Annotated in this window: 17 protein-coding genes, 1 tRNA gene and 1 pseudogene; 14 read left to right on the plus strand and 5 right to left on the minus strand. The window is 64.1% G+C overall.

Going from position 1 to position 20,516, the window contains the following annotated elements; genetic code table 11:
- The first annotated feature begins 40 nt into the window (after positions 1-40).
- From htpX to P9255_RS19550, 11 genes and pseudogenes are all read left to right on the plus strand, one after another.
- A pseudogene (htpX, locus tag P9255_RS19500) lies at positions 41-896 on the plus strand (zinc metalloprotease HtpX).
- Positions 897-1,053: 157 nt separating this feature from the next.
- A complete protein-coding gene (gene rsmB, locus P9255_RS19505) occupies positions 1,054-2,526 on the plus strand; it encodes a 16S rRNA (cytosine(967)-C(5))-methyltransferase RsmB (protein WP_309790305.1) in 1,473 nt (490 codons plus the stop codon).
- Positions 2,523-3,119, plus strand: coding sequence for a DUF4390 domain-containing protein (locus P9255_RS19510; RefSeq protein ID WP_309763622.1), 597 nt, complete (start codon positions 2,523-2,525; stop codon positions 3,117-3,119). Before rsmB ends, P9255_RS19510 begins: the two co-directional genes overlap by 4 nt.
- A 22-nt stretch (positions 3,120-3,141) precedes the next feature.
- On the plus strand, positions 3,142-5,568 hold the full coding sequence (locus P9255_RS19515) for a PAS domain-containing sensor histidine kinase (RefSeq protein WP_309790306.1): 2,427 nt from the start codon (positions 3,142-3,144) through the stop codon (positions 5,566-5,568).
- On the plus strand, positions 5,569-6,285 hold the full coding sequence (esaR, locus tag P9255_RS19520; protein ID WP_309763620.1) for a response regulator transcription factor EsaR: 717 nt from the start codon (positions 5,569-5,571) through the stop codon (positions 6,283-6,285).
- A gap of 95 nt (positions 6,286-6,380) precedes the next feature.
- Positions 6,381-6,456, plus strand: a tRNA-Phe gene (locus P9255_RS19525).
- Between the two features lie 380 nt (positions 6,457-6,836).
- Positions 6,837-7,571, plus strand: coding sequence for a 7-cyano-7-deazaguanine synthase QueC (gene queC, locus P9255_RS19530; protein ID WP_309763619.1), 735 nt, complete (start codon positions 6,837-6,839; stop codon positions 7,569-7,571).
- 6 nt (positions 7,572-7,577) lie between these two features.
- Complete coding sequence (gene queE, locus P9255_RS19535; protein WP_309790307.1) at positions 7,578-8,210, plus strand: 7-carboxy-7-deazaguanine synthase; 633 nt, start codon at positions 7,578-7,580, stop codon at positions 8,208-8,210.
- 17 nt (positions 8,211-8,227) lie between these two features.
- Positions 8,228-8,674, plus strand: coding sequence for a 6-carboxytetrahydropterin synthase QueD (queD, locus tag P9255_RS19540; protein ID WP_309763617.1), 447 nt, complete (start codon positions 8,228-8,230; stop codon positions 8,672-8,674).
- 162 nt (positions 8,675-8,836) lie between these two features.
- Positions 8,837-9,619, plus strand: a complete 783-nt coding sequence (locus P9255_RS19545; protein WP_309763616.1) for an aldolase/citrate lyase family protein — start codon at positions 8,837-8,839, stop codon at positions 9,617-9,619.
- A complete protein-coding gene (locus P9255_RS19550) occupies positions 9,616-10,302 on the plus strand; it encodes a tetratricopeptide repeat protein (RefSeq protein WP_309763615.1) in 687 nt (228 codons plus the stop codon). The genes P9255_RS19545 and P9255_RS19550 overlap by 4 nt, the downstream gene beginning before the upstream one ends.
- 21 nt (positions 10,303-10,323) lie before the next feature.
- Here the strand turns inward: P9255_RS19550 and rodA are convergent, their stop codons facing one another.
- The 5 genes from rodA to P9255_RS19575 all read right to left on the minus strand — a co-directional run bounded on the left by rodA (position 10,324) and on the right by P9255_RS19575 (position 16,721).
- Positions 10,324-11,472, minus strand: a complete 1,149-nt coding sequence (gene rodA, locus P9255_RS19555) for a rod shape-determining protein RodA (RefSeq protein WP_309765367.1) — start codon at positions 11,470-11,472, stop codon at positions 10,324-10,326.
- A 23-nt stretch (positions 11,473-11,495) separates the two neighbouring features.
- On the minus strand, positions 11,496-13,778 hold the full coding sequence (gene mrdA / locus P9255_RS19560) for a penicillin-binding protein 2 (protein WP_309790308.1): 2,283 nt from the start codon (positions 13,776-13,778) through the stop codon (positions 11,496-11,498).
- Positions 13,779-13,866: 88 nt separating this feature from the next.
- Positions 13,867-14,379 (minus strand): rod shape-determining protein MreD, encoded by a 513-nt coding sequence (gene mreD / locus P9255_RS19565; protein WP_035968586.1) that lies wholly within the window; start codon positions 14,377-14,379, stop codon positions 13,867-13,869.
- A complete protein-coding gene (mreC, locus tag P9255_RS19570; RefSeq protein ID WP_309790309.1) occupies positions 14,376-15,491 on the minus strand; it encodes a rod shape-determining protein MreC in 1,116 nt (371 codons plus the stop codon). The genes mreD and mreC overlap by 4 nt, the downstream gene beginning before the upstream one ends.
- A 186-nt stretch (positions 15,492-15,677) precedes the next feature.
- Positions 15,678-16,721 carry a rod shape-determining protein gene (locus tag P9255_RS19575; RefSeq protein ID WP_004189550.1) on the minus strand — a complete coding sequence of 348 codons (1,044 nt, stop codon included), beginning with the start codon at positions 16,719-16,721 and terminating at the stop codon, positions 15,678-15,680.
- 378 nt (positions 16,722-17,099) lie between these two features.
- Here P9255_RS19575 and gatC point away from each other — a divergent pair, with 378 nt between their 5' ends.
- From gatC to gatB, 3 genes are all read left to right on the plus strand, one after another.
- Entirely contained in the window at positions 17,100-17,399 is a 300-nt protein-coding gene (gene gatC / locus P9255_RS19580) for an Asp-tRNA(Asn)/Glu-tRNA(Gln) amidotransferase subunit GatC (protein WP_309763612.1), read from the plus strand.
- Positions 17,400-17,473: 74 nt separating this feature from the next.
- A complete protein-coding gene (gene gatA, locus P9255_RS19585; RefSeq protein WP_309763611.1) occupies positions 17,474-18,967 on the plus strand; it encodes an Asp-tRNA(Asn)/Glu-tRNA(Gln) amidotransferase subunit GatA in 1,494 nt (497 codons plus the stop codon).
- Between the two features lie 2 nt (positions 18,968-18,969).
- Positions 18,970-20,439 (plus strand): Asp-tRNA(Asn)/Glu-tRNA(Gln) amidotransferase subunit GatB, encoded by a 1,470-nt coding sequence (gatB, locus tag P9255_RS19590; protein WP_404980374.1) that lies wholly within the window; start codon positions 18,970-18,972, stop codon positions 20,437-20,439.
- Positions 20,440-20,516: the final 77 nt, after the last annotated feature.

A 20,516-nucleotide genomic window follows, 5' to 3' on the forward strand; every position in this document is an offset into this window, starting at 1 on the left:
CGCGAATTGCGCATCGTATTAGGGAGAAGGAGCTCCGCATATGTTCAACTGGGTCAAAACCGCGATGCTGATGGCAGCGATCACGGCCCTCTTCGTCGTGATCGGCGGCATGATCGGCGGATCGAAGGGCATGATGCTCGCGCTGCTCGTCGCGCTCGGCATGAATTTCTTCTCGTACTGGTTCTCGGACAAGATGGTTCTGCGCATGTACAACGCGCAGGAAGTTGAACGAAACCACTGCGCCGCAGTTTTATCGCATGGTGCGCGAGCTCGCGACGCGCGCCCAGTTGCCGATGCCGCGCGTCTATCTGATCAACGAGGACGCGCCCAACGCGTTCGCCACGGGCCGCAATCCCGAGCACGCGGCAGTCGCGGCGACCACGGGCATTCTGCGCGTGCTGTCCGAGCGCGAGATGCGCGGCGTGATGGCGCACGAACTGGCGCACGTGAAGCATCGCGACATCCTCATCTCCACCATCTCGGCGACAATGGCCGGCGCAATTTCCGCGCTCGCCAACTTCGCAATGTTCTTCGGCGGACGCGATGAAGAAGGCCGTCCCTCGAACCCCATCGCGAGCATCGCGGTGGCGATTCTCGCGCCCATCGCCGGTGCGATGATCCAGATGGCGATTTCCCGCGCCCGCGAGTTCGAGGCGGACCGCGGCGGCGCGCAGATTTCGGGCGATCCCCAAGCGCTCGCGAGCGCGCTGGAGAAGATTCACGCGTATGCGTCGGGCGTGCCGTTCCCGGCAGCGGAGGCCCATCCGGCGACGGCGCAGATGATGATCATGAATCCGCTATCCGGCGGGAGCATCGCAAACTGGTTCTCGACGCACCCGGCAACCGAAGAGCGCGTCGCGCGCTTGATGGAGATGGCGCGCACAGGCCGGATGTAATCCGCCGAGCGTCGGTTCGAAAGGCCGTCCCGAGTCATCGGGGCGGCCTTTTTCGTATGGCGTTCTCCCGCGGTTCCCGGCGCGCTCGCCCGCGCGTTCGGACCGCGTTTCATCGCACGTTACAATTCCCGTTTGTGCGAAGCCGATCCCTCCCGACATGACCGACAAGCCTTCCCGGCGGCTCGACGCCGCGCACCAGCCGACGCGCGGACCGTCCCGCATGAGCGCGCTGCATCTCGCGCCCGATTCGCTCGCGTTCGCGCTCGATGGCGCGGCGCACGCCGTCGGCGCGGTGCGCGCGGGTTCGGCGTTGCCCGCCGCGATCCAGACGGTGGTTGCGTCGGGCAAGCATGCGGCGGCGCGCGGCGCGATCCAGGACATCGCGTATCGCACGATGCGCCGCCTCGCACTCGCCGATGCGCTCCTGCACAAGCTCGTCCGCAAAGCACCGCCCCCGCACGTCGGCAACATTCTGGCGTGCGCCTTCGCGCTCCTCACCGACAACGAAGCCCACGCCGCCTACGCGCCGTTCACGGTCGTCGATCAGGCCGTGAGCGCAATCGCCGCGCGCCGCGAATTCGCGTTCGCGAAGGGACTCGTGAACGCGGTGCTGCGCAACTTCCTGCGCGAACGCGACACGCTCATCGACGATGCGAGGACGAACCCCGTTGCGCGGTGGAACTATCCGCAATGGTGGATCGACGCCGTTCGGCGCGCACAGCCGCAAGCGTGGGAACGCATTCTCGACGCGGGCAACGCACAAGGCCCGCTCACGCTGCGGGTCAATGCGCGGCACACGAATGTCGATGATTACGTCCATCGCCTGAAGGCCGAGGGCATCGACGCGCAAGCGGTCGGTCTGCACGCGGTGCGCCTGGAAACGCCGATGCCCGTCGATCGCATTCCCGGCTTCGCGCAAGGCGAAGTGTCCGTTCAGGATGCGGGCGCGCAGCTCGCGGCTCAATGGCTCGATGCCCGTGACGGCATGCGCGTGCTCGACGCCTGCGCCGCGCCCGGCGGCAAGACGGGCCACATTCTCGAACTCGCGAATGTCAACCTCGTCGCGCTCGAAAGCGACGCGGACCGCGCAAGCCGCATCGGGCAGAATCTCGAGCGCCTGAAACTCTCGGCCGATGTGCGCGTCGGCGATGCCGGAGAGCCTTCGCCCTGGTTCGACGGCGTGCCCTTCGATCGCATTCTCGCGGACGTGCCGTGCTCGGCGTCGGGCATCGTGCGGCGTCATCCGGACATTCGCTGGCTGCGCCGGCCATCGGATATCGCGGCGCTCGTCGACGAGCAACGACGCATTCTCTCGGCGCTGTGGCCGCTCGTCGCGAAGGGCGGCCAACTGCTGTATGTGACGTGTTCCATCTTCCCGGAGGAGGGCGAAGAGCAGGCCCGCTGGTTTGAAGCGACCCATGAAGATGCGGTACGATTGGACGCGCCGGGGCAACTGCTGCCGACGGCGGCGCGCGCGAGCGCGAGTGCGGTGCAGGAGTCACCGGACGGTACAGCTGTCGAACGCCACGGTCCGGGCGATGCAGAGGGCGCAAGCACGCCATCGAACCGGAACGCGGACATCATCGCGGACCACGACGGATTCTTCTACGCGCGCTTTCAGAAACGGTGACGATAAAACGCATTCTTCCGCTTCGGCTCGCGGCCGTCATCTGGACTGCGCTGGCGCTCTGGCTGAGCTTCGCCGCAGCGGAACCCGCGCTCGCCGAGACGATCTCCGTGCAGCGCGCGTCGTTGCAGGCGGACAATAACGGCTGGAGTCTCGATGCGCATTTCGACTTCGATCTCAACAGCAGTCTCGAAGAAGCCGTGAATCGCAGCGTGCCGCTCTACTTCACCATCGACTTCGCGCTGTCGCGGCCGCGCTGGTACTGGTTCGACGAAGAGCCCGTCAACGTGTCGCAAAGCATCCGCCTTTCGTATCAACCTTTGACGAACGAATACCGTGTATCGACGGGCGGGCTGCAGTTGCGCTTTGCATCGCTGAACGAAGCGTTGGCGGTCATCAAGCACGTCGCGTCGTGGCATGTCATCGACCGGAATCAGGTGCATGGCGGAGAAACGTATAACGCATCGGTGCGCATGCAACTCGACATCGCGCTGATGCCCAAGCCGTTCCAGATCGACGCGGTCAACAACCGCGACTGGAACCTGTCCTCGGACTGGAAGCGATTCACTTTTACGGCGGCAGAACGTGCGAAATAGATTTCGACGCGGCCGCACGGACATGAAGAGTCTTGTCGTCCGGCTGCTGGTCTCGACAGTTGCGCTCACGGCGGTTCTGCTGCTCGTGATGCTCGCGCTCGCGAGCGCGAACACGGAGTTCTTCGACCGCTATTACGGCTGGCTTTATGCCGCGAACGTAGCGGTGGCGTGCGTGTTCATGCTGATCGTGATCGGGCTCACGCTCATCATCGTGTCGAGGGTGAGGCAAGGGCGCTTCGGCACCCGGCTCCTCGCCAAGCTCGCGCTGATCTTTGCGCTCGTCGGCGTGCTGCCGGGCGCGATCATCTACGTCGTGTCGTATCAGTTTGTTTCGCGAAGCATCGAATCATGGTTCGACGTGAACGTCGAGACCGCGCTGACTTCCGGCCTCACGCTCGGCCGCGGCATGCTCGAAACATCGCTTGCGGATTTCAAGAACCGCGGCCGCCAGATGAGCGATCAACTGGCGAGCGCCGATCCGTCGAGCCTCACATTGTCGCTTCTGCGCCTGCGCGATCAATACGGCGTGCAGGACGCCGTCGTGTTCGAGCGTCCGCGCGATCAATACAATCGCGAGGACCTGAGCGCGGGCGGTGGAACACTGCGCGTGCCCGGCTTGCGGACCGTCGCGCAGGCATCGGGCAACATTTATGCGTTGCTGCCGACCAACGAGCCGAGCGGCGCGATGCTGAAAGCGGCGCAGGATCGTCCGTTCGGCGCGATAGAAGGGGAAATAGACGGCGATCCGTCATCGAACGGGCCGAAGGGCGCGCTGCGGCTGCGCGTCATCACGAAGATCCCCGACCCGACGACGACCACGGAATTCCAGCACGTCGATCGCTTCCTGCAGATCGAGCAGCCCGTGAGTCAGGAACTGGCGCGCAATGCGGATGCGGTGCAGCGGGCGTATCGCGAGTATCAGGAAAAGCGGCTCGGGCGCACCGGCTTGCGGAAGATGTATATCGGCACGCTGACGCTCGCGCTCTTTCTGGCGACGTTCATCGCGATGATGCTCGCGCTCGCGCTCGGCAACCAGCTCGCGCGCCCGTTGTTCCTGCTCGCGCAGGGCACCAAGGAAGTGGCCGAGGGCGATTACACGCCCAAACGCGAGATCAATTCGCGCGACGAACTGGGCTTTCTCACGCAGTCTTTCAACGCGATGACGCGGCAGTTATCGGAGGCGCGCGCGGCGGTGGAAAACAACCGCATCGCGCTGGAGCACTCGAAGGCGTATCTCGAAAGCATCCTCGCGAATCTGACGGCGGGCGTATTCGTGTTCGACCGGCAGTTCCGGCTGACGACCGCGAATCGCGGCGCGGCGCGCATCTTCCGTCAGCCGTTCGGCGCGCTCATCAATCAGCCGCTCGACAGCATCGACGTGCTCGCCGATTTCGGCGCCATGGTGAAGAAGGCATTCGCCGAGCGCGACGCGGCGGCGATCGGCAGCGGCCATCCGGCAGGCGATCGCGGGCATTGGCAGCAGCAGGTCGCGGTGACGGTGCCGGGCGAGAACGATCCGCTGACCTTGCTCGTGCGCGGCACGCAACTGCTCGCGAGCACCGAAAGCGATACTGAAGACACCGAAACAACCGGCTATGTCGTCGTTTTCGACGACATCTCCGACGTCATTTCCGCGCAGCGCTCCGTCGCCTGGGGCGAAGTGGCGCGGCGTCTCGCGCACGAGATCAAGAATCCGCTCACGCCCATTCAGCTTTCCGCCGAGCGCCTGCAAATGAAGCTCGCGGACAAGCTCGCGCCGCAGGACGCGGACGTGCTCAAGCGCGCATCGACGACCATCGTGAATCAGGTTCAGGCGATGAAGCGCATGGTCGACGACTTCCGCGAATACGCGCGCACGCCGCCCGCGGTGCTCGCGAACCTGCAGTTGAACGATCTGGTCGGCGAAGTGCTGACCCTCTACGGCATCGAGGAAGGCAAGAGTCCGATCAAGGTCAACCTCGCGAAGCTGCCGGTCATTCGCGGCGATGCCACGCAGATCCGTCAGGTCATCCATAACCTGTTGCAGAACGCGCAGGACGCCGTCGCCGATGTACCCGAGCCGCGCGTGCTGCTCGAAACGAGGACAGTAGAATATGGCGAACCGGATGCGTCGGGGCATGCGCGCGTCGCGGTTCGGCTCACGGTATCGGATAACGGCGCGGGCTTTCCGGCGCGCATTCTGTCGCGCGCATTCGAGCCTTATGTGACGACGAAGGCGAAGGGCACGGGTCTGGGACTTGCAACGGTGAAGAAGATCGTCGACGAGCACGGCGCGCGCATCGACATTCGAAACCGGTCCAGGACGGGCGACGTCGTGGAAGGCGCGCAAATCTCGATCTTGTTCCTTCAGCTCGCGGATGAAACCGCCGCCGACGGCGCGACGCCTTCATCCGCGACCGCCGCGAAACACGGAACGACAAAAGCAACAGTGCAGACAAGGGCAGCTTAAATGGCAACCATCCTGGTGGTAGACGATGAAATGGGGATCCGGGAACTGCTCTCCGAGATCCTGAGCGACGAGGGCCACGTGGTGGATGTGGCGGAGAACGCGCAGCATGCGCGCGAGTACCGCCTGCAGCAGACGCCGGATCTCGTCCTGCTCGACATCTGGATGCCCGACACCGACGGCGTCACGCTTCTCAAGGAGTGGGCCGCGCAGGGCAAGCTCACGATGCCGGTCATCATGATGTCGGGTCACGCGACCATCGACACGGCGGTCGAGGCGACGAAGATCGGCGCGCTCAATTTCCTGGAAAAGCCCATCGCGCTGCAGAAGCTGCTGAAGGCGGTCGAGCAAGGGCTCGCGCATGGCACCGCCGCGCCGGCCGTGACCGCTACGCTCAAGCCGGCGATGAACGCGGGCGCGTCGGGCGTGCCGATCGCGGCTGCGCTGCCGACCGCTTCCGCGCTGAACGCATCGGCCGGCGATGCGGGCGCGGGCGGCGCGGCGTCGGGCCACGCGGGACAGACGGCATCGATTTCGTTCGACATCCCGCTGCGCGATGCCCGCGATGCCTTCGAGCGCGCGTACTTCGAGTATCACCTTGCGCGCGAGAACGGCAGCATGACGCGCGTCGCGGAGAAGACGGGGCTGGAACGCACGCACCTGTATCGCAAGCTCAAGCAGTTGGGTGTCGACCTCGGGAAGAACAAGAACGAGGTTTAAGGCGTGCGTGGACGCCAGTTTCGACGAAAGCGAGAAAATTGCGGAAAAAGGCTTGAGCGTCAGGCATCCGTCTGATATAGTTTCACCTCTTCGTTGGCCCGGTAGCTCAGTTGGTAGAGCAGCGGATTGAAAATCCGCGTGTCGATGGTTCGATTCCGTCCCAGGCCACCAGAATGCAAGAAGCCCGAGAGTTAATCGCTCTCGGGCTTTTTCATTTGCGGGCGTGCATCCGTGTTCGTTGGCTGGGCGCACGGGCGTCTGCATGGCCCGTCCGCAGCTCGGCGAACAACGTGCCGACATGCTAAAATTCGCGCCGAATTAAGGACTTGCCTCGTCCTCGGACCGCAAGTCCTTTTCTTTTCGATGCTCCGAATCGCGCCCGAACAACGCGCAAACGGGCGGCCAATCTTCCGCCGATCCGCTATCGGAGTCATAAAGGGCGCGCGCGTTCGAAAAAAGCCGGCCGGCCTATACTGGACTTTCACATCGCCAACGCCGGTCGTTGCGCTCGCGCGGCGCGTGACGCCCATCTCATACACGGAGTTTTCACGGTGACTCGGATAGACGCGAAGGACAGCGCCCTCGTGCTGTTTTCCGGCGGCCAGGACTCGGCCACGTGCCTCGCATGGGCGCTCGAACGCTATCAGACCGTCGAGACGCTGGGCTTCGATTACGGCCAGCGTCATCGCGTCGAACTGGAATGCCGCAGCGGCTTCCGAACCGAAGTCGCGCGCCAGTTTCCGCAATGGGCGTCGCGGCTCGGCGACGATCACATGATCGACCTGTCCGTGCTCGGCGCGATCAGCGACACCGCGATGACCCGCGAAATCGAAATCCAGTCGACGGCGAACGGCCTGCCGAACACGTTCGTGCCGGGCCGCAATCTGCTGTTCATGACGATCGCGGCGGCCGTGGCGTATCGGCGCGGGTTGAAGGTGCTTGTCGGCGGCATGTGCGAGACGGATTTCTCCGGCTATCCGGATTGCCGCGACGACACGATGAAAGCGCTGCAAGTCGCGCTGAATCTCGGCATGGAAACGCGCTATGCGCTCGAAACGCCGCTTATGTGGCTCGATAAGGCCGATACATGGCGTCTCGCGGAAACGCTGGGCGGCGAGGCGCTCGTCGAACTGATTCGCGTCGAGACGCATACCTGCTATGTCGGCGAGCGCGCCGAACTGCACGAATGGGGCTACGGCTGCGGCCAGTGCCCGGCATGCAAACTGCGCAAGCGTGGATACGAGGCGTATCGCGCGGGCGAGCAAGTCATCACCGAACCGGTTTAAGCAGTCATGACGTACGCGGTAAAGGAAATCTTCTACACGCTGCAGGGCGAAGGCGCGAATGCGGGCCGCCCGGCAGTCTTTTGCCGCTTTGCCGGCTGCAACCTCTGGTCCGGACGCGAAGAGGATCGCGCGGACGCGGCCTGCCGCTTCTGCGATACCGATTTCGTCGGCACCGATGGCGAGAACGGCGGCAAGTATCGGACGCCGGCGGAACTCGTCGCGAAGATCGCATCGCTCTGGCCGGAAGGGCAGGCGCACAAGTTCGTCGTCTGTACGGGCGGCGAGCCGATGCTGCAGATCGATCAGCCGTTCGTGGACGCGCTGCACGAGGCCGGCTTCGAAATGGCGATCGAAACCAACGGTTCGATGCCGGTGCTCGACAGCATCGACTGGATCTGCGTGAGCCCGAAGGCGGACGCGCCGCTGGTCGTCACGAAGGGCAACGAACTGAAAGTGGTCGTGCCGCAGGACAACCAGCGCTTGGCCGACTACGAGAAGCTCGACTTCGAATATTTTCTCGTGCAGCCGATGGACGGCCCGTCCCGCGATATCAACACGAAGCTCGCGGTCGACTGGTGCAAGCGGCATCCGAAGTGGCGCCTGTCGATGCAGACGCACAAATATCTGAATATCCCCTGAAAGACGATCGAGCCGACGTGCAGACGATTACCCGAAAACTCGAATTCGATGCGGGCCACCGCATCCCTGATCACCGCAGCCAGTGCCGCAACCTGCACGGGCATCGTTACGTGCTCGAGATTACCCTGCAAGGCGACCTCGTCGATGTGGAAGGCGCGCCGGATCGCGGCATGGTGATGGACTTCGCCGACGTCAAATCCCTGGCGATGGAGCATCTCGTCAACAAGTGGGATCACGCGTTCATCGTCTATGAAGGCGACGCGAAGGTGCGCGAATTCCTGCAGTCGCTTGCCGATCACAAGACCGTCGTCTTCGACCGCATCCCGACCGTCGAAAACATGGCGGCCGTCGCGTTCCGCATTCTTGCCGACGTGTACGACGCGCATTACGGCGTCAATCTCAAGCTCAAGCGCCTGCGCCTCTACGAGACGCCGAATTGCTGGGCGGACGTCGAACGCGAGTAAGCACGCGAACACGGTATGATCGCCCGGTGAGTCGCCCTCGCAGGCGACCGCATCCTCCTGCATCCGGCCCACGCCGGTCGACAAGAAATGGAGCGCGAGCATGCCGTCATCTCTTCAGTCGTCCCTCGCATCGCGCGCACGCGCCTCACACGGAGCCGCGCGATGAGCACCTTCACCAATCCCCTCAAGCAGCGCCTGAGCGAACCCGGTCCCTTGTTCGGACTGTGGCTGTCGCTATGCAGCGCCGATGCCGCCGAAGCGCTCGCGCACGCGGGCTACGACTGGCTGTGCATCGACATGGAGCATTCCCCGAACGATAGCCGCGATGTCGTCGAGCAACTCCGCGCGATCGCGGCGGCGCACCTGCCGACCGAACCGATCGTGCGCGTGCCGTTCGCCGAGGGCTGGCTCGTCAAGCGCGTGCTGGATGCAGGCGCGCGCACGCTGATGTTCCCGAACGTCCAATCGGCCGACGATGCCGCGCGTGTCGTGCGGCTCACGCAATACCCGACCGAAGCGCAACTCGATGGACTGCGCGGCGTCGCGGGCGCGGTCCGTGCGGCGGCATACGGTATGCGGCGCGACTACGTGGCGGGCGCGAACGCGCAGGTGGCGACGATCGTGCAGATCGAATCGGTGGCGGCGCTGGAAGCCGTCGATGAAATCGCCGCAACGCCGGGCGTCGATTGCCTGTTCATCGGCCCGGCGGATCTGGCCGCGAGTCTCGGGCATCTCGGCGACGCCAAACATCCGGACGTGCACGCGGCCATCGAAAGAATCGCGGATGCGGCGAAGCGCGCGGGTATCGCCAGCGGCATCTTTGCGCTGGATGTCGCGAGCGCGCGGCAATACGCGCAGGCGGGGATCAAGCTCGTGTCGATCGCAGCCGATGTCATGTGGCTGCTGAAGGCGACGCGGCAGGCGTTGCAGGAGGCAAGAGCATGAAACGCGCATGGCGTGGCGGCGTGGCGGCGGCATCGGCTGCGCTGTGTCTAGTTTGCGGCGGCGCGCACGCACAAGGCGCGCCGAAGACGCCCGACCTGGCGACGCAGAACGCCGTCGCCGATTACAACGCGGGGAATTTCGTCGCGGCGCGCTCGGAGTTTCGCCGCGCGGCGGAGAAGGGCAGCCGCCTCGCGGAATTCAATTACGCGATGATGCTGCTGAACGGCGAAGGCGGCCCCGCCGATGTCGACGAAGGCAAGAAGTGGCTGCGTCGCGCGGCGGACGCCAACATGACGCACGCGCAGTACGTGTACGGCAAGATGTATGACGACGGCGAGTTCGTCGAGAAAGACCCGGCGGAGGCGCATCGGTGGTTTCTTCGCGCGGCCAGTCAGGGCCACGTTCAGGCGGAACTCGCGCTGGCGAATCAGTTTCTCGATGGACGCGGCACCGCGCGCGACAACACGCAGGCGTTCGCCTGGTACAAGAAGGCCGCGCAGGGCGGCGACATGACCGCGCAGTACGTCGCGGGATCGTTTTACGAGCGCGGAGGCGACGGCGTCGAACGCAATCTCAACGTCGCCCGTGCGTACTACGCGGCGGCGGCCGCTCAGGGCGATCCGGCGGCGAAGCTGAAGTATCAGCAATTGAGCGCGGAACTCGAGCGGCAGAAGCCTCAATAAGCGGCTCTCTGGCGGATGCGCTCAGCCCTGCATCAACCGCTTCTGCCGCGCGACGCTCATGATGAGTCCGACCGCGACGCCGAGCGTCGTCAGCGCGGTGCCGCCGTAGCTCATGAATGGCAGCGGCACGCCCACGACCGGCAGAATTCCGCTCACCATGCCGATGTTGACGAACGCGTAGGTAAAGAACGCGAGCGTGAGCGATCCGGCCAGTAATCGCCCGAAGAAGGTTGCGCCGTTCGCCGCGATGAACAGCCCGCGCGCGATCAGCGCCATATAAAGGAAGAGCAGCACCAGCCCGCCCGCGAGCCCGAATTCTTCCGAAAACACTGCGAAGATGAAGTCCGTGTGCTTCTCCGGGATGAATTCGAGGTGCGCCTGTGTGCCCTTCAGCCAGCCTTTGCCGAGCGTGCCGCCCGAGCCGATGGCGATGACCGCCTGAATGGTGTGGAAGCCTTTGCCGAGCGGATCGGACGTCGGATCGAGCAGCGTGCAGACGCGATGCTTCTGGTAATCGTGCATCATCGGCCAGTTGACTGCCGGCTGGCAGATGCGGTCCTGGAACACCGCGATGCTCGCCACCACGATCACCGCCGCCGCCAGCACGGGCACGATCAGCTTGAAACTCAGACCGGCGAAGTAGATGACGAACACGCCCGCCGCGAATACGAGCACCGCCGTGCCGAGGTCCGGCTGCTTGGCGATCAGGCCGACCGGCAGCATCAGAATCAAGAACCCGACGATGAAATCCCACCAGCGGATGTTGCCCTCGCGCCGCTGGTAGTACCACGCGAGCATCAGCGGCATCGCGATCTTCATGATTTCGGACGGCTGGATCACGACGCCGACGTTCAGCCAGCGTTTCGCGCCCTTGCGCGTCAGCCCGAACGCCGCGACCGCCACCAGCAGCGCGACGCCCACGGTATAGAGCGGCACGGCGAAGCGCATCAGCGTGGGCGGCGGGATATTCGCGAGCACCCACATCAGGCCGAAGGTCAGCATGATGTTGCGCAGTTGGTCTTCCACGCGCCCCGGCATGTCGAGACTCGCGCTGTACAGCGTGACGATACCGACGCACAGCAGCAGAAAAACGATCAGCGCGAGCGGACGATCGAAGCCCGCGAACATGCGCTTCGCGCGCTCGATCCACGCGTGCTTGTCGAATTGCATATGCATTTGCATGCCGGTTTCCTTTATTCGTCGATGCCGCCGGTCGGCACGAAAGTGCGAACGCCGTCGTTTCCGGGACCGCGCGTCATCGTCGGAGCCGGCTCGGCCGGTGCGTTCTTTTGTCCGCGCTTGCGGGCGGGGGCCGGCGTCGGTGACGACGCGGGCAGCGCAGCCGACGGCGCCGAGGCCGCTTTCGGCTTCGCCGCGGACGGCGATGACGCCGGAACGGGCGGCGCCGACGCCGCCTTCGCGACGGCCGGATCGGAAGCCGCCGACGGCGAAAACGCCGGCGAACGATTCGCAACCGATGCCGGCAACGCCGCCGCAGCCGGCGATTGCACGCCGCCGATCACGGGCACGCCCGCGTCTTCCGTCGCGGATGCCGCGGCGGCCACGGCGGCCGCTTCGGCGCCGGGCTTCATGCGGTCGATCAGGTAATAGTCGAGAACTTTTCGCGCGATGGGACCGGCGGATTCCGCGCCCCAGCCGCCGTTTTCGACGATCAGCGCGACCGCGATCTTCGGCTGCTCGGCCGGTGCGAACGCGATGAAGAGCGCGTGGTCGCGCAGGTGTTCGGCGGTGGCGTGTCCCTTGTAGTTCGCGCCCTGCAGCGAATAGACCTGTGCGGTGCCGGTCTTGCCCGCCGCCAGATAAGGCGCGCCGGCGAACACCTTCGCTGCCGTGCCGTTGGTGATCACGCCTTCCATTGCGCGCTTGATGAAGTCAACATCCTGCTGGCGCACCGGAATCTTGTCGCTGGGATCGCGCACCACCGTGCGTTCCGCCTTGGTGATGGGGTTCTCGATATCGCGCACCAGGTGCGGTTTCATCACGACGCCGTTATTCGCGAGCGTCGCCGTGGCGTGCGCGAGTTGCAGGATGGTGAACGAGTTGTAGCCCTGGCCGATGCCGAGACTGATCGTTTCGCCTTCGTACCAGCGCTGCTGCTCCGGCTTCCGATACGCCTTGCGCTTCCATTCCGTCGACGGCAGGATGCCGCGCGCCTCGCCCGCGATATCGATGCCGGTGATCTGCCCGAAGCCCCACGGTTTCATGAAGCCGGCCATTGCGTTCACGCCGAGATCGCGCGCGAGCATGTAGAAGTACGTGTCGTTCGACACGACGATCGCGCGGTTCATGTCCACCCAGCCCTGGCCCGAACGCACGTCGTTGCGGAACGTGTGGCCGCCGAACGTGAAGTAGCCCGGATCCTGGAAGCCCCAGCCCGGCGTCCGCTTGTGAAGCGTCAGTGCCGCGAGCGCCATGAACGGCTTATAGGTCGAGCCGGGCGGATACGTGCCGTGCAACGGACGATTCAACAGCGGATGATCCGGCGAATTGTTGAGCGCGTCCCAGGTCTGCTGATCGATGCCGTTGACGAAAGAATTCGGATCGAAGCTCGGCGCGGACACGAACGCGAGCACGTCGCCCGTCAACGGCTCGATCGCGACGAGCGCGCCGCGCTTGCCCGCGAACGCCTGCTCCGCCACCTGCTGCAAGCCGATATCGAGCGACAGCACGAGGTTGTTGCCGGGTGTCGCCTGCGTGCGCGACATGGTGCGCACGGGACGCCCGCCCGCCGTGACTTCGACTTCCTCGAAACCGGTCAGGCCGTGCAGCTCCGTCTCGTAACTCTGCTCGACGCCGATCTTGCCGACGTAATCCGTGCCCTTGTAGTTGTCCGCGTTGAGACGCGGATCGTAATGATCAGAGGCGGCGTCGTTGGCGTCGCTCGCATCGTCGATGCGCTCCTGATCGCGCTGGGAAATGCGGCCGATGTAGCCGATCACATGCGCCGCGGTCGTCCCGAGCGGATATTGGCGGAACAAACGCGCGCGGACTTCGACGCCCGGAAAGCGGAAGCGTTGCGCGGTGAACCTGGCGACTTCCTCGTCGGTCAGGCGCGTGCGGATCGGCAGGCTTTCGAAATTCTTCGAGTCTTCCAGCAGCTTCTTGAAACGCCGGCGGTCGCGCGCATCGACGGCAATGACTTGCGAGATGTTGTCGATGACTTCGTCGAGCGTGCCGTTGATCTTCGACGGCGTGATTTCGAGCGTGTACGCGGAATAGTTCTTCGCGAGCACGATGCCGTTGCGATCGGTAATGATGCCGCGGTTCGGCACGATCGGCGCAACGGAGATGCGGTTTTCGTTTGCCTGCAGCGAGTACTTGCTGAAGTGCCAGACCTGCAGATAGAGGAAGCGCAGGCCGATCAGCCCGAAGCAGACGAACACGAACAGTCCCGCCGCCGCGACGCGCAGGCGGAACTTCGACAACTGTTGCTCGGTGTTCTTGATTTCGGTCATGCAGGTTTCGCGAGGTTTTCGCGATGTATCGCGATTCAAGTGTAGTCCGCGCGCGAGCGTTCAGGCGACGCTCGACGCGCGGCAGCGCTCAGATAGGGCGCGTGTCGTCGGGATCGGCTGCGCGCCGTTGCGGCATCAGCAGCAGGAAACTCGCGATCGGCCAAAGCAGCGCTTCGACGAATCCGTTGATGAGATAGCTCCAGCCGGGAAACGCGGCGCCCGTCATCAGGCGGATCACGAATGGCACGAGATGCGCGCCGACGAGCAGCGGCGCGACGACGAGCATCTGCACGGGCAGCGACATCCACAAGACGCGCCGGTGAATGGTGATCGCACCGTAGGACAGCAGCGTGTACGCCAGCGCATGCTCGCCGAGGAGATTGGCGCTGTGGACGTCCATCAGGATGCCGAGCAGGAACGCGATGCCCATGCCGACCTTGCGCGGCTGCTGGACGTTCCAGAACAGCAGCACCAGCGCGACGAAGTCAGGAACGCCGACGAGACGGCCCCAGGGCACGAGGTTCAGCAGGAACGCGGCCGCGAGGCTGAACGTGATGAAGTACGGATTGACCGGCTGAAGGATGTATTGCGGGCGATTCATCGCGCGGCTCCCGATGAAGCGGGCTTCGGCGCGTGCGCCCTTCCGCTGTGTTTCGGCGCTGCCGCACTGGATGCCGGCTTGGGCGTGGCGGGCGCTGCGGCCGCTGCTGCGGCCGACGACCCGCTTGCCGCAGCCGCCGGCGCGGCGGAAGCCGCCGCCGATGCACCGCTGGCTCCCGCTGCCGCAGCCGCCTTCGATGTCAACTTCTTCTTGCCCTTGTTTTCCTTCGCTTCTTTGGCAGCCGCCGCGGCTTCGACTTCCACCGGATTCGGCGGCACGTTCAGGTTGTAATGCAGCACGAGCAACTGGCGCGCGCCGCGCACCGCCGCGACCGGCACGCAAACCACGCGTGCGAATGCGGTATCCGCCTGCTTGTCGACGCGCAAGACCTTGGCCACCGCGAGCCCCGGCGGATAAACGCCGTCGAGTCCGCTCGTCACGAGTTGATCGCCGACTTGCACGTCCGCGCTGATCGGCACGAAACGAAGATCGAGCGTGTCGCCCTTCGGCGTGCCGTAGATGACGCTGCGCAACCCCGTGCGCGCGATCTGCACGGGAACGGCCTGGTCCTTGTCGGTAAGAAGCGAGACTTCCGATTGCAGCGGAAAGACGCGCGTGACCTGGCCGATGACGCCTTCTTCATCGACGACCGGTGCGCCATCCTGGATGCCATGCTGCGAGCCTTTGCCGATCACGACCTTCTGCGTGAAAGGATCGCGTGTGTCGTACTGGATTTCGGCGGGGGTGGTTTGCGTCGTCGCGCGGTTCTGCAGATTCAGCAGCGCCCGAAGATGCGCGTTCTCGATCGTCAGTTGCGCGGCGTCGCCGGCTTTGACGGACAGTTCGAGATTCTTGTCCGCGAGCTTGCGGTTCTCGCTGCGCAGGTTAGCGCTGGTCACGGCGAGATCGGCCGCGCCCATGAAGATGTCGCGTGGCACGAGCGCCGCTCGCTGCAGCGGATAAAGCCCGGCGCCGAGCATCCCGCGCACGATCTCGAGCGTACTGAAGCGCGCGTCGGAGACGAGCAGCGCAATGGCCAGCACCACGAAGAAGATCAGGCGCGCGAGCGCGGAAGGGCCTTGCTTGAAAAGTGGCGGCGGACTGTATTCCATGGTCGGCGCCGAGGGCGTGAGCGGGTGGATCGATGCTGCAGGCTTTGCCGCTAGAGGCGGGACCTGCCCTGCGCTAATTTTCGACAACGGCCCGGGCGATTGCCGGGCCGTGCGCGCGTTGCGTTACGCGGATGTTGTGAGTGTCGTCTCAGCGTCGCGTGGATTCAAGGACGCTGAAGGCCGACATCACTCGTAGGAGAAGATGCTGCCCAGCTTGTCCATGCGTTCGAGGGCCATGCCCGAGCCGCGCACGACGCACGTCAGCGGGTCTTCGGCGACGAGCACCGGCAGGCCGGTTTCTTCCGCGAGCAGGCGGTCGAGGTCGCGCAGGAGTGCGCCGCCGCCAGTCAGCATCATGCCGCGTTCCGCGATGTCCGCACCGAGTTCCGGCGGCGTCTGTTCCAGCGCGATCTTCACCGACGACACGATTTGATTCAGCGGGTCAGTCAGTGCTTCGAGGATTTCGTTGCTCGAAATAGTGAAGCTGCGCGGAATGCCTTCGGACAGATTACGGCCCTTGACTTCCATTTCCTTCACTTCGGAGCCGGGGAACGCCGAGCCGATTTCCTTCTTGATGGCTTCAGCCGTTTGCTCGCCAATCAGCATGCCGTAATTGCGGCGGATGTAATTGACGATGGCTTCGTCGAACTTGTCGCCGCCGACGCGCACCGAACCCTTGTACACGATGCCGCCCAGCGAGATGACGCCGACTTCCGTCGTGCCGCCGCCGATGTCGACGACCATCGAGCCGGTTGCTTCCGAAACCGGCAGGCCTGCGCCGATCGCAGCGGCCATCGGTTCTTCGATCAGATACACCTGCGATGCGCCCGCGCCGTGTGCCGCTTCCTTGATGGCGCGGCGCTCGACTTGCGTGGAGCCGCACGGCACGCAGATGATGATGCGCGGTGACGGCGAGAACATGCGGGATTCGTGTGCAGTCTTGATGAACTGCTTGATCATCTGCTCGGTGACGGTGAAGTCGGCGATGACGCCGTCTTTCATCGGGCGGATGGCTTCGATGTTGCCCGGCACCTTGCCGAGCATCTGCTTTGCTTCCTTGCCGACAGCCTGAATGGTCTTCTTGCCGTTCGGGCCGCCTTCCTGGCGGATGGAGACGACTGACGGCTCGTCGAGGACGATTCCTTTGCCGCGCATGTAGATCAGCGTGTTGGCGGTTCCGAGGTCAATCGCCAGGTCGTTGGAAAAATAGCTGCGCAAAAAGCCGAACATTCAAAAATCCTGTCTCGCTGGGTAGCCGTGCCTCGTTAAGAGCGCCGGGGACGGCAGCGGAAAAAATAACGGTTTGCGGGGACGGCGATAAGGCCCGCCGTGAATGCAAATCCGAGCAGAAATCTACCGCGGAGTTGAACGTGCCACGCAAACGTTTCTCGCAAAGCATCGAAGCAAGGAGAAAGCCGCTGACAGGTCGATCCGGATGTGAGTCGAACGTGTAATGATACCTTATAATTTGGGGGTTTCTATAGGAAAAGGACGGCACTTTTTGCCATCCTCGGCCCCGCTTCGACGGCTTTCCGCCCAGATCGTAACTGTCTGTTGCAGCGAACGTTTTTGGCGTGTGAGTTGTTCATGTTTTTCTCCGGTGATCCCATGTCTTTGACCCTGACCGACGTAAAACGCATCGCCCATCTGGCGCGGCTCGAATTGCCCGACGACGAGGCCGAACCGACGCTTGCTCGGCTCAACGATTTCTTCGGACTGGTCGAACAGATGCAGGCTGTGGATACCGCCGGCATCGAGCCGCTCGCGCATCCCATCGACGCGATCGAGGACGTCGCGCTGCGACTGCGTGACGACGCAGTCTCAGAGCCGGTCGAACGCGAAGAGTTCCAGCGTTCGGCGCCCGCCGTGCAGGACGGCCTGTATCTGGTGCCGAAGGTGATCGAATAAGCATCGCTCGGACGCGCGTCGAAACATCGATATTGCGCGCGGCGTGACGCCGCCGCGTACATCAGGGAACTGCAATGCATCAGAAAAGCTTGACCGAACTGCGCGCCGCGCTCGACTCGAAGGAAATCTCCGCCGTCGAGCTGGCCCAGTCGTATCTGCAACGCATCGAGGCCGCGAAGGACCTCAACGCGTTCATCGGCGTCGATCGCGAGCTGACGTTCGAGCAGGCGCGCGCCGCCGACGCGCTCATCGCGCAAGGAGGCGCGGGCGCGCTGACCGGCCTGCCCATCGCGCACAAGGACGTGTTCGTCACGCGCGGCTGGTCGTCGACGGCGGGCTCCCACATGCTGGAGAACTACGCGAGCCCGTTCGATGCGACCGTCGTCGAGCGCCTGAAGCGCGCCGGCATGGTGTGCCTCGGCAAGACGAACATGGACGAGTTCGCAATGGGCTCGTCCAATGAGAACTCATACTTCGGCCCGGTCAAGAACCCGTGGGATGCCAGCGCGGTGCCTGGCGGTTCATCGGGCGGCTCGGCGGCGGCGGTGGCCGCGCGTCTCGCGCCGGCCGCGACAGGCACGGACACGGGCGGCTCCATTCGCCAGCCGGCGTCGTTCACCGGCATCACCGGCATCAAGCCGACGTATGGCCGCGTGTCGCGCTACGGGATGATCGCGTTTGCATCGTCGCTGGATCAGGGCGGCCCGATGGCGCAAACCGCAGCCGACTGCGCGCTGCTTCTCAACGCGATGGCCGGCTTCGACGAGCGCGACTCCACGAGCCTGCAGCGCGAGAACGAGGATTACACGCGCCATCTCGGCGCAACGTGGAGTGGCGACGACGCTGCGAAGCCGCTCGCCGGCCTGCGCATCGGCCTGCCGAAGGAGTACTTCGGCGCGGGCCTCGCCGACGACGTGCGCGCCTCCATCGAAGCCGCGCTGAAAGCCTACGAAACGCTCGGCGCGACGCTCGTGGATGTATCGCTGCCAAAGACCGAGCTTTCGATTCCGGTGTACTACATCATTGCGCCTGCTGAAGCATCGTCGAATTTGTCGCGCTTCGACGGCGTGCGCTACGGTCATCGCGCCGCGCACTACACCGATCTGCTCGACATGTACAAGAAGTCGCGCGCCGAAGGCTTCGGGCCGGAAGTGAAGCGCCGGATTCTCGTCGGCACTTACGTGCTCTCGCATGGCTATTACGATGCGTACTATCTGCAGGCGCAGAAGATTCGCCGCATCATCGCGCGCGACTTTCAGGAAGCGTTCAAGCAGTGCGATGTCATCATGGGGCCGGTCGCGCCGTCGGTGGCCTGGAATCTCGGCGAGAAGACCGACGATCCCGTTCAGATGTATCTCGCCGATATCTACACGCTGTCGGTCAGCCTCGCGGGCCTGCCCGGCATGAGCGTGCCGTGCGGTTTCGGCGCGGGCGCGAACGCGAATCGCCCGGTCGGCTTGCAGATCGTCGGCAACTATTTCAACGAAGCCCGGATGCTCCAGGTCGCCGATGCGTTCCAGCGCGCGACCGACTGGCACCAGAAGGCACCATCGGCATCGGGAGTGTGAACATGCAGTGGGAAGTCGTCATCGGTCTGGAAACGCACGCGCAGTTGTCCACCGTCTCCAAGATTTTTTCCGGCGCGCCGACGCAATTCGGCGCTGCGCCGAATACGCAGGCTTGTCCCGTCGATCTCGCGTTGCCGGGCGTCCTGCCCGTGATGAATCGCGGCGCGGTCGAGCGTGCGATCCGCTTCGGGCTGGCGATCGGCGCGCACATCGCGCCGCGCAGCATCTTCGCGCGCAAGAACTACTTCTATCCTGATCTGCCGAAGGGCTATCAGATCAGCCAGTACGAGATTCCTGTCGTGCAGGGCGGTCAGATTACCATTCAGGTGCCGGCGAACGAAAAGGCCGGCAAGGATGCGTACGAGAAGACCGTCAACCTGACGCGCGCGCACCTCGAAGAGGATGCCGGCAAGTCGCTGCACGAAGACTTCGCGGGCATGACGGGCATCGACCTGAATCGCGCGGGCACGCCGCTGCTCGAGATCGTCACGGAGCCGGAAATGCGCAGCGCGGCGGAAGCGGTCGCCTATGCGAAGGCGCTCCACGGGCTGGTCGTGTGGCTCGGCATCTGCGACGGCAACATGCAGGAAGGCTCGTTCCGCTGCGATGCGAACGTGTCGGTGCGCCCGGTCGGCCAGCAAGAGTTCGGCACGCGTGCGGAGATCAAGAACCTGAACTCGTTCCGCTTTCTGGAAGAGGCGATTCAGTACGAAGTGCGTCGTCAGATCGAGTTGATCGAAGACGGCGGCACTGTGGTGCAGGAAACGCGTCTGTACGATCCGGACAAGCGCGAAACGCGCTCGATGCGCAGCAAGGAAGACGCGCACGATTACCGCTATTTTCCCGATCCCGATCTGATGCCGCTCGTGATCGATTCGGCGTGGGTCGAAAGCGTGAAGGGCGATATGCCCGAGCTGCCCGCGGGCATGCAGAAGCGTTTCGCCGAGAACTATGGTCTGACGCCGTACGACGCGGGCGTCCTGACTTCGTCGAAGGCGATGGCAGCGTACTTCGAGGCCGTCGTCGCGAAGGCGGGCGCGGCGCAGGCGAAGATCGCGGCGAACTGGCTGATGGGCGATGTCTCCGCCCAACTAAACCGTGAGTCGCTGGAGATTGGCGAATCGCCGGTTTCGGCGGCGCAGCTCGCGTTGATTCTGCAGCGCATTGCGGACGGCACCATCTCGAACAAGATCGCGAAGGACATTTTTCAGTCGATCTGGGAAGAGAAGGCAACGGACGAGGGCGCGGCGGACCGCACCATCGAAGCGAAGGGGCTGAAGCAGATTTCGGATACCGGCGCGCTCGAAGCGATCATCGACCAAGTGCTCGCCGCCAATCAGAAGTCCGTGGACGAATTCCGCGCGGGCAAGGAGAAGGCGTTCAACGCGCTGATCGGCCAGGCGATGAAGGCGACCAAGGGGAAGGCGAATCCGCAGCAGGTCAACGAGCTTTTGAAAAAGAAATTATCCTGAGCGTCTGAACGGACATTTACGGGCTGTTGCCGGCAAAGCCTGGCAGCAGCCCGTTTTTATTTGATAAGGCGAAAAGA

It is taken from the genome of Caballeronia sp. LZ019 (genome assembly GCF_031450825.1).
Classification (GTDB): domain Bacteria; phylum Pseudomonadota; class Gammaproteobacteria; order Burkholderiales; family Burkholderiaceae; genus Caballeronia.

Bases quoted from the DNA above. Each gene is read 5' to 3' on its own strand.
- rsmB (WP_309790305.1), top strand. From the start codon at position 1,054: ATGACCGACAAGCCTTCCCGGCGGCTCGACGCCGCGCACCAGCCGACG.
- P9255_RS19515 (WP_309790306.1), top strand. From the start codon at position 3,142: ATGAAGAGTCTTGTCGTCCGGCTGCTGGTCTCGACAGTTGCGCTCACG.
- esaR (WP_309763620.1), top strand. From the start codon at position 5,569: ATGGCAACCATCCTGGTGGTAGACGATGAAATGGGGATCCGGGAACTG.
- queE (WP_309790307.1), top strand. From the start codon at position 7,578: ATGACGTACGCGGTAAAGGAAATCTTCTACACGCTGCAGGGCGAAGGC.
- P9255_RS19545 (WP_309763616.1), top strand. From the start codon at position 8,837: ATGAGCACCTTCACCAATCCCCTCAAGCAGCGCCTGAGCGAACCCGGT.
- P9255_RS19550 (WP_309763615.1), top strand. From the start codon at position 9,616: ATGAAACGCGCATGGCGTGGCGGCGTGGCGGCGGCATCGGCTGCGCTG.
- rodA (WP_309765367.1), bottom strand. From the start codon at position 11,472: ATGCAATTCGACAAGCACGCGTGGATCGAGCGCGCGAAGCGCATGTTC.
- mrdA (WP_309790308.1), bottom strand. From the start codon at position 13,778: ATGACCGAAATCAAGAACACCGAGCAACAGTTGTCGAAGTTCCGCCTG.
- mreD (WP_035968586.1), bottom strand. From the start codon at position 14,379: ATGAATCGCCCGCAATACATCCTTCAGCCGGTCAATCCGTACTTCATC.
- mreC (WP_309790309.1), bottom strand. From the start codon at position 15,491: ATGGAATACAGTCCGCCGCCACTTTTCAAGCAAGGCCCTTCCGCGCTC.
- P9255_RS19575 (WP_004189550.1), bottom strand. From the start codon at position 16,721: ATGTTCGGCTTTTTGCGCAGCTATTTTTCCAACGACCTGGCGATTGAC.
- gatC (WP_309763612.1), top strand. From the start codon at position 17,100: ATGTCTTTGACCCTGACCGACGTAAAACGCATCGCCCATCTGGCGCGG.
- gatA (WP_309763611.1), top strand. From the start codon at position 17,474: ATGCATCAGAAAAGCTTGACCGAACTGCGCGCCGCGCTCGACTCGAAG.
- gatB (WP_404980374.1), top strand. From the start codon at position 18,970: ATGCAGTGGGAAGTCGTCATCGGTCTGGAAACGCACGCGCAGTTGTCC.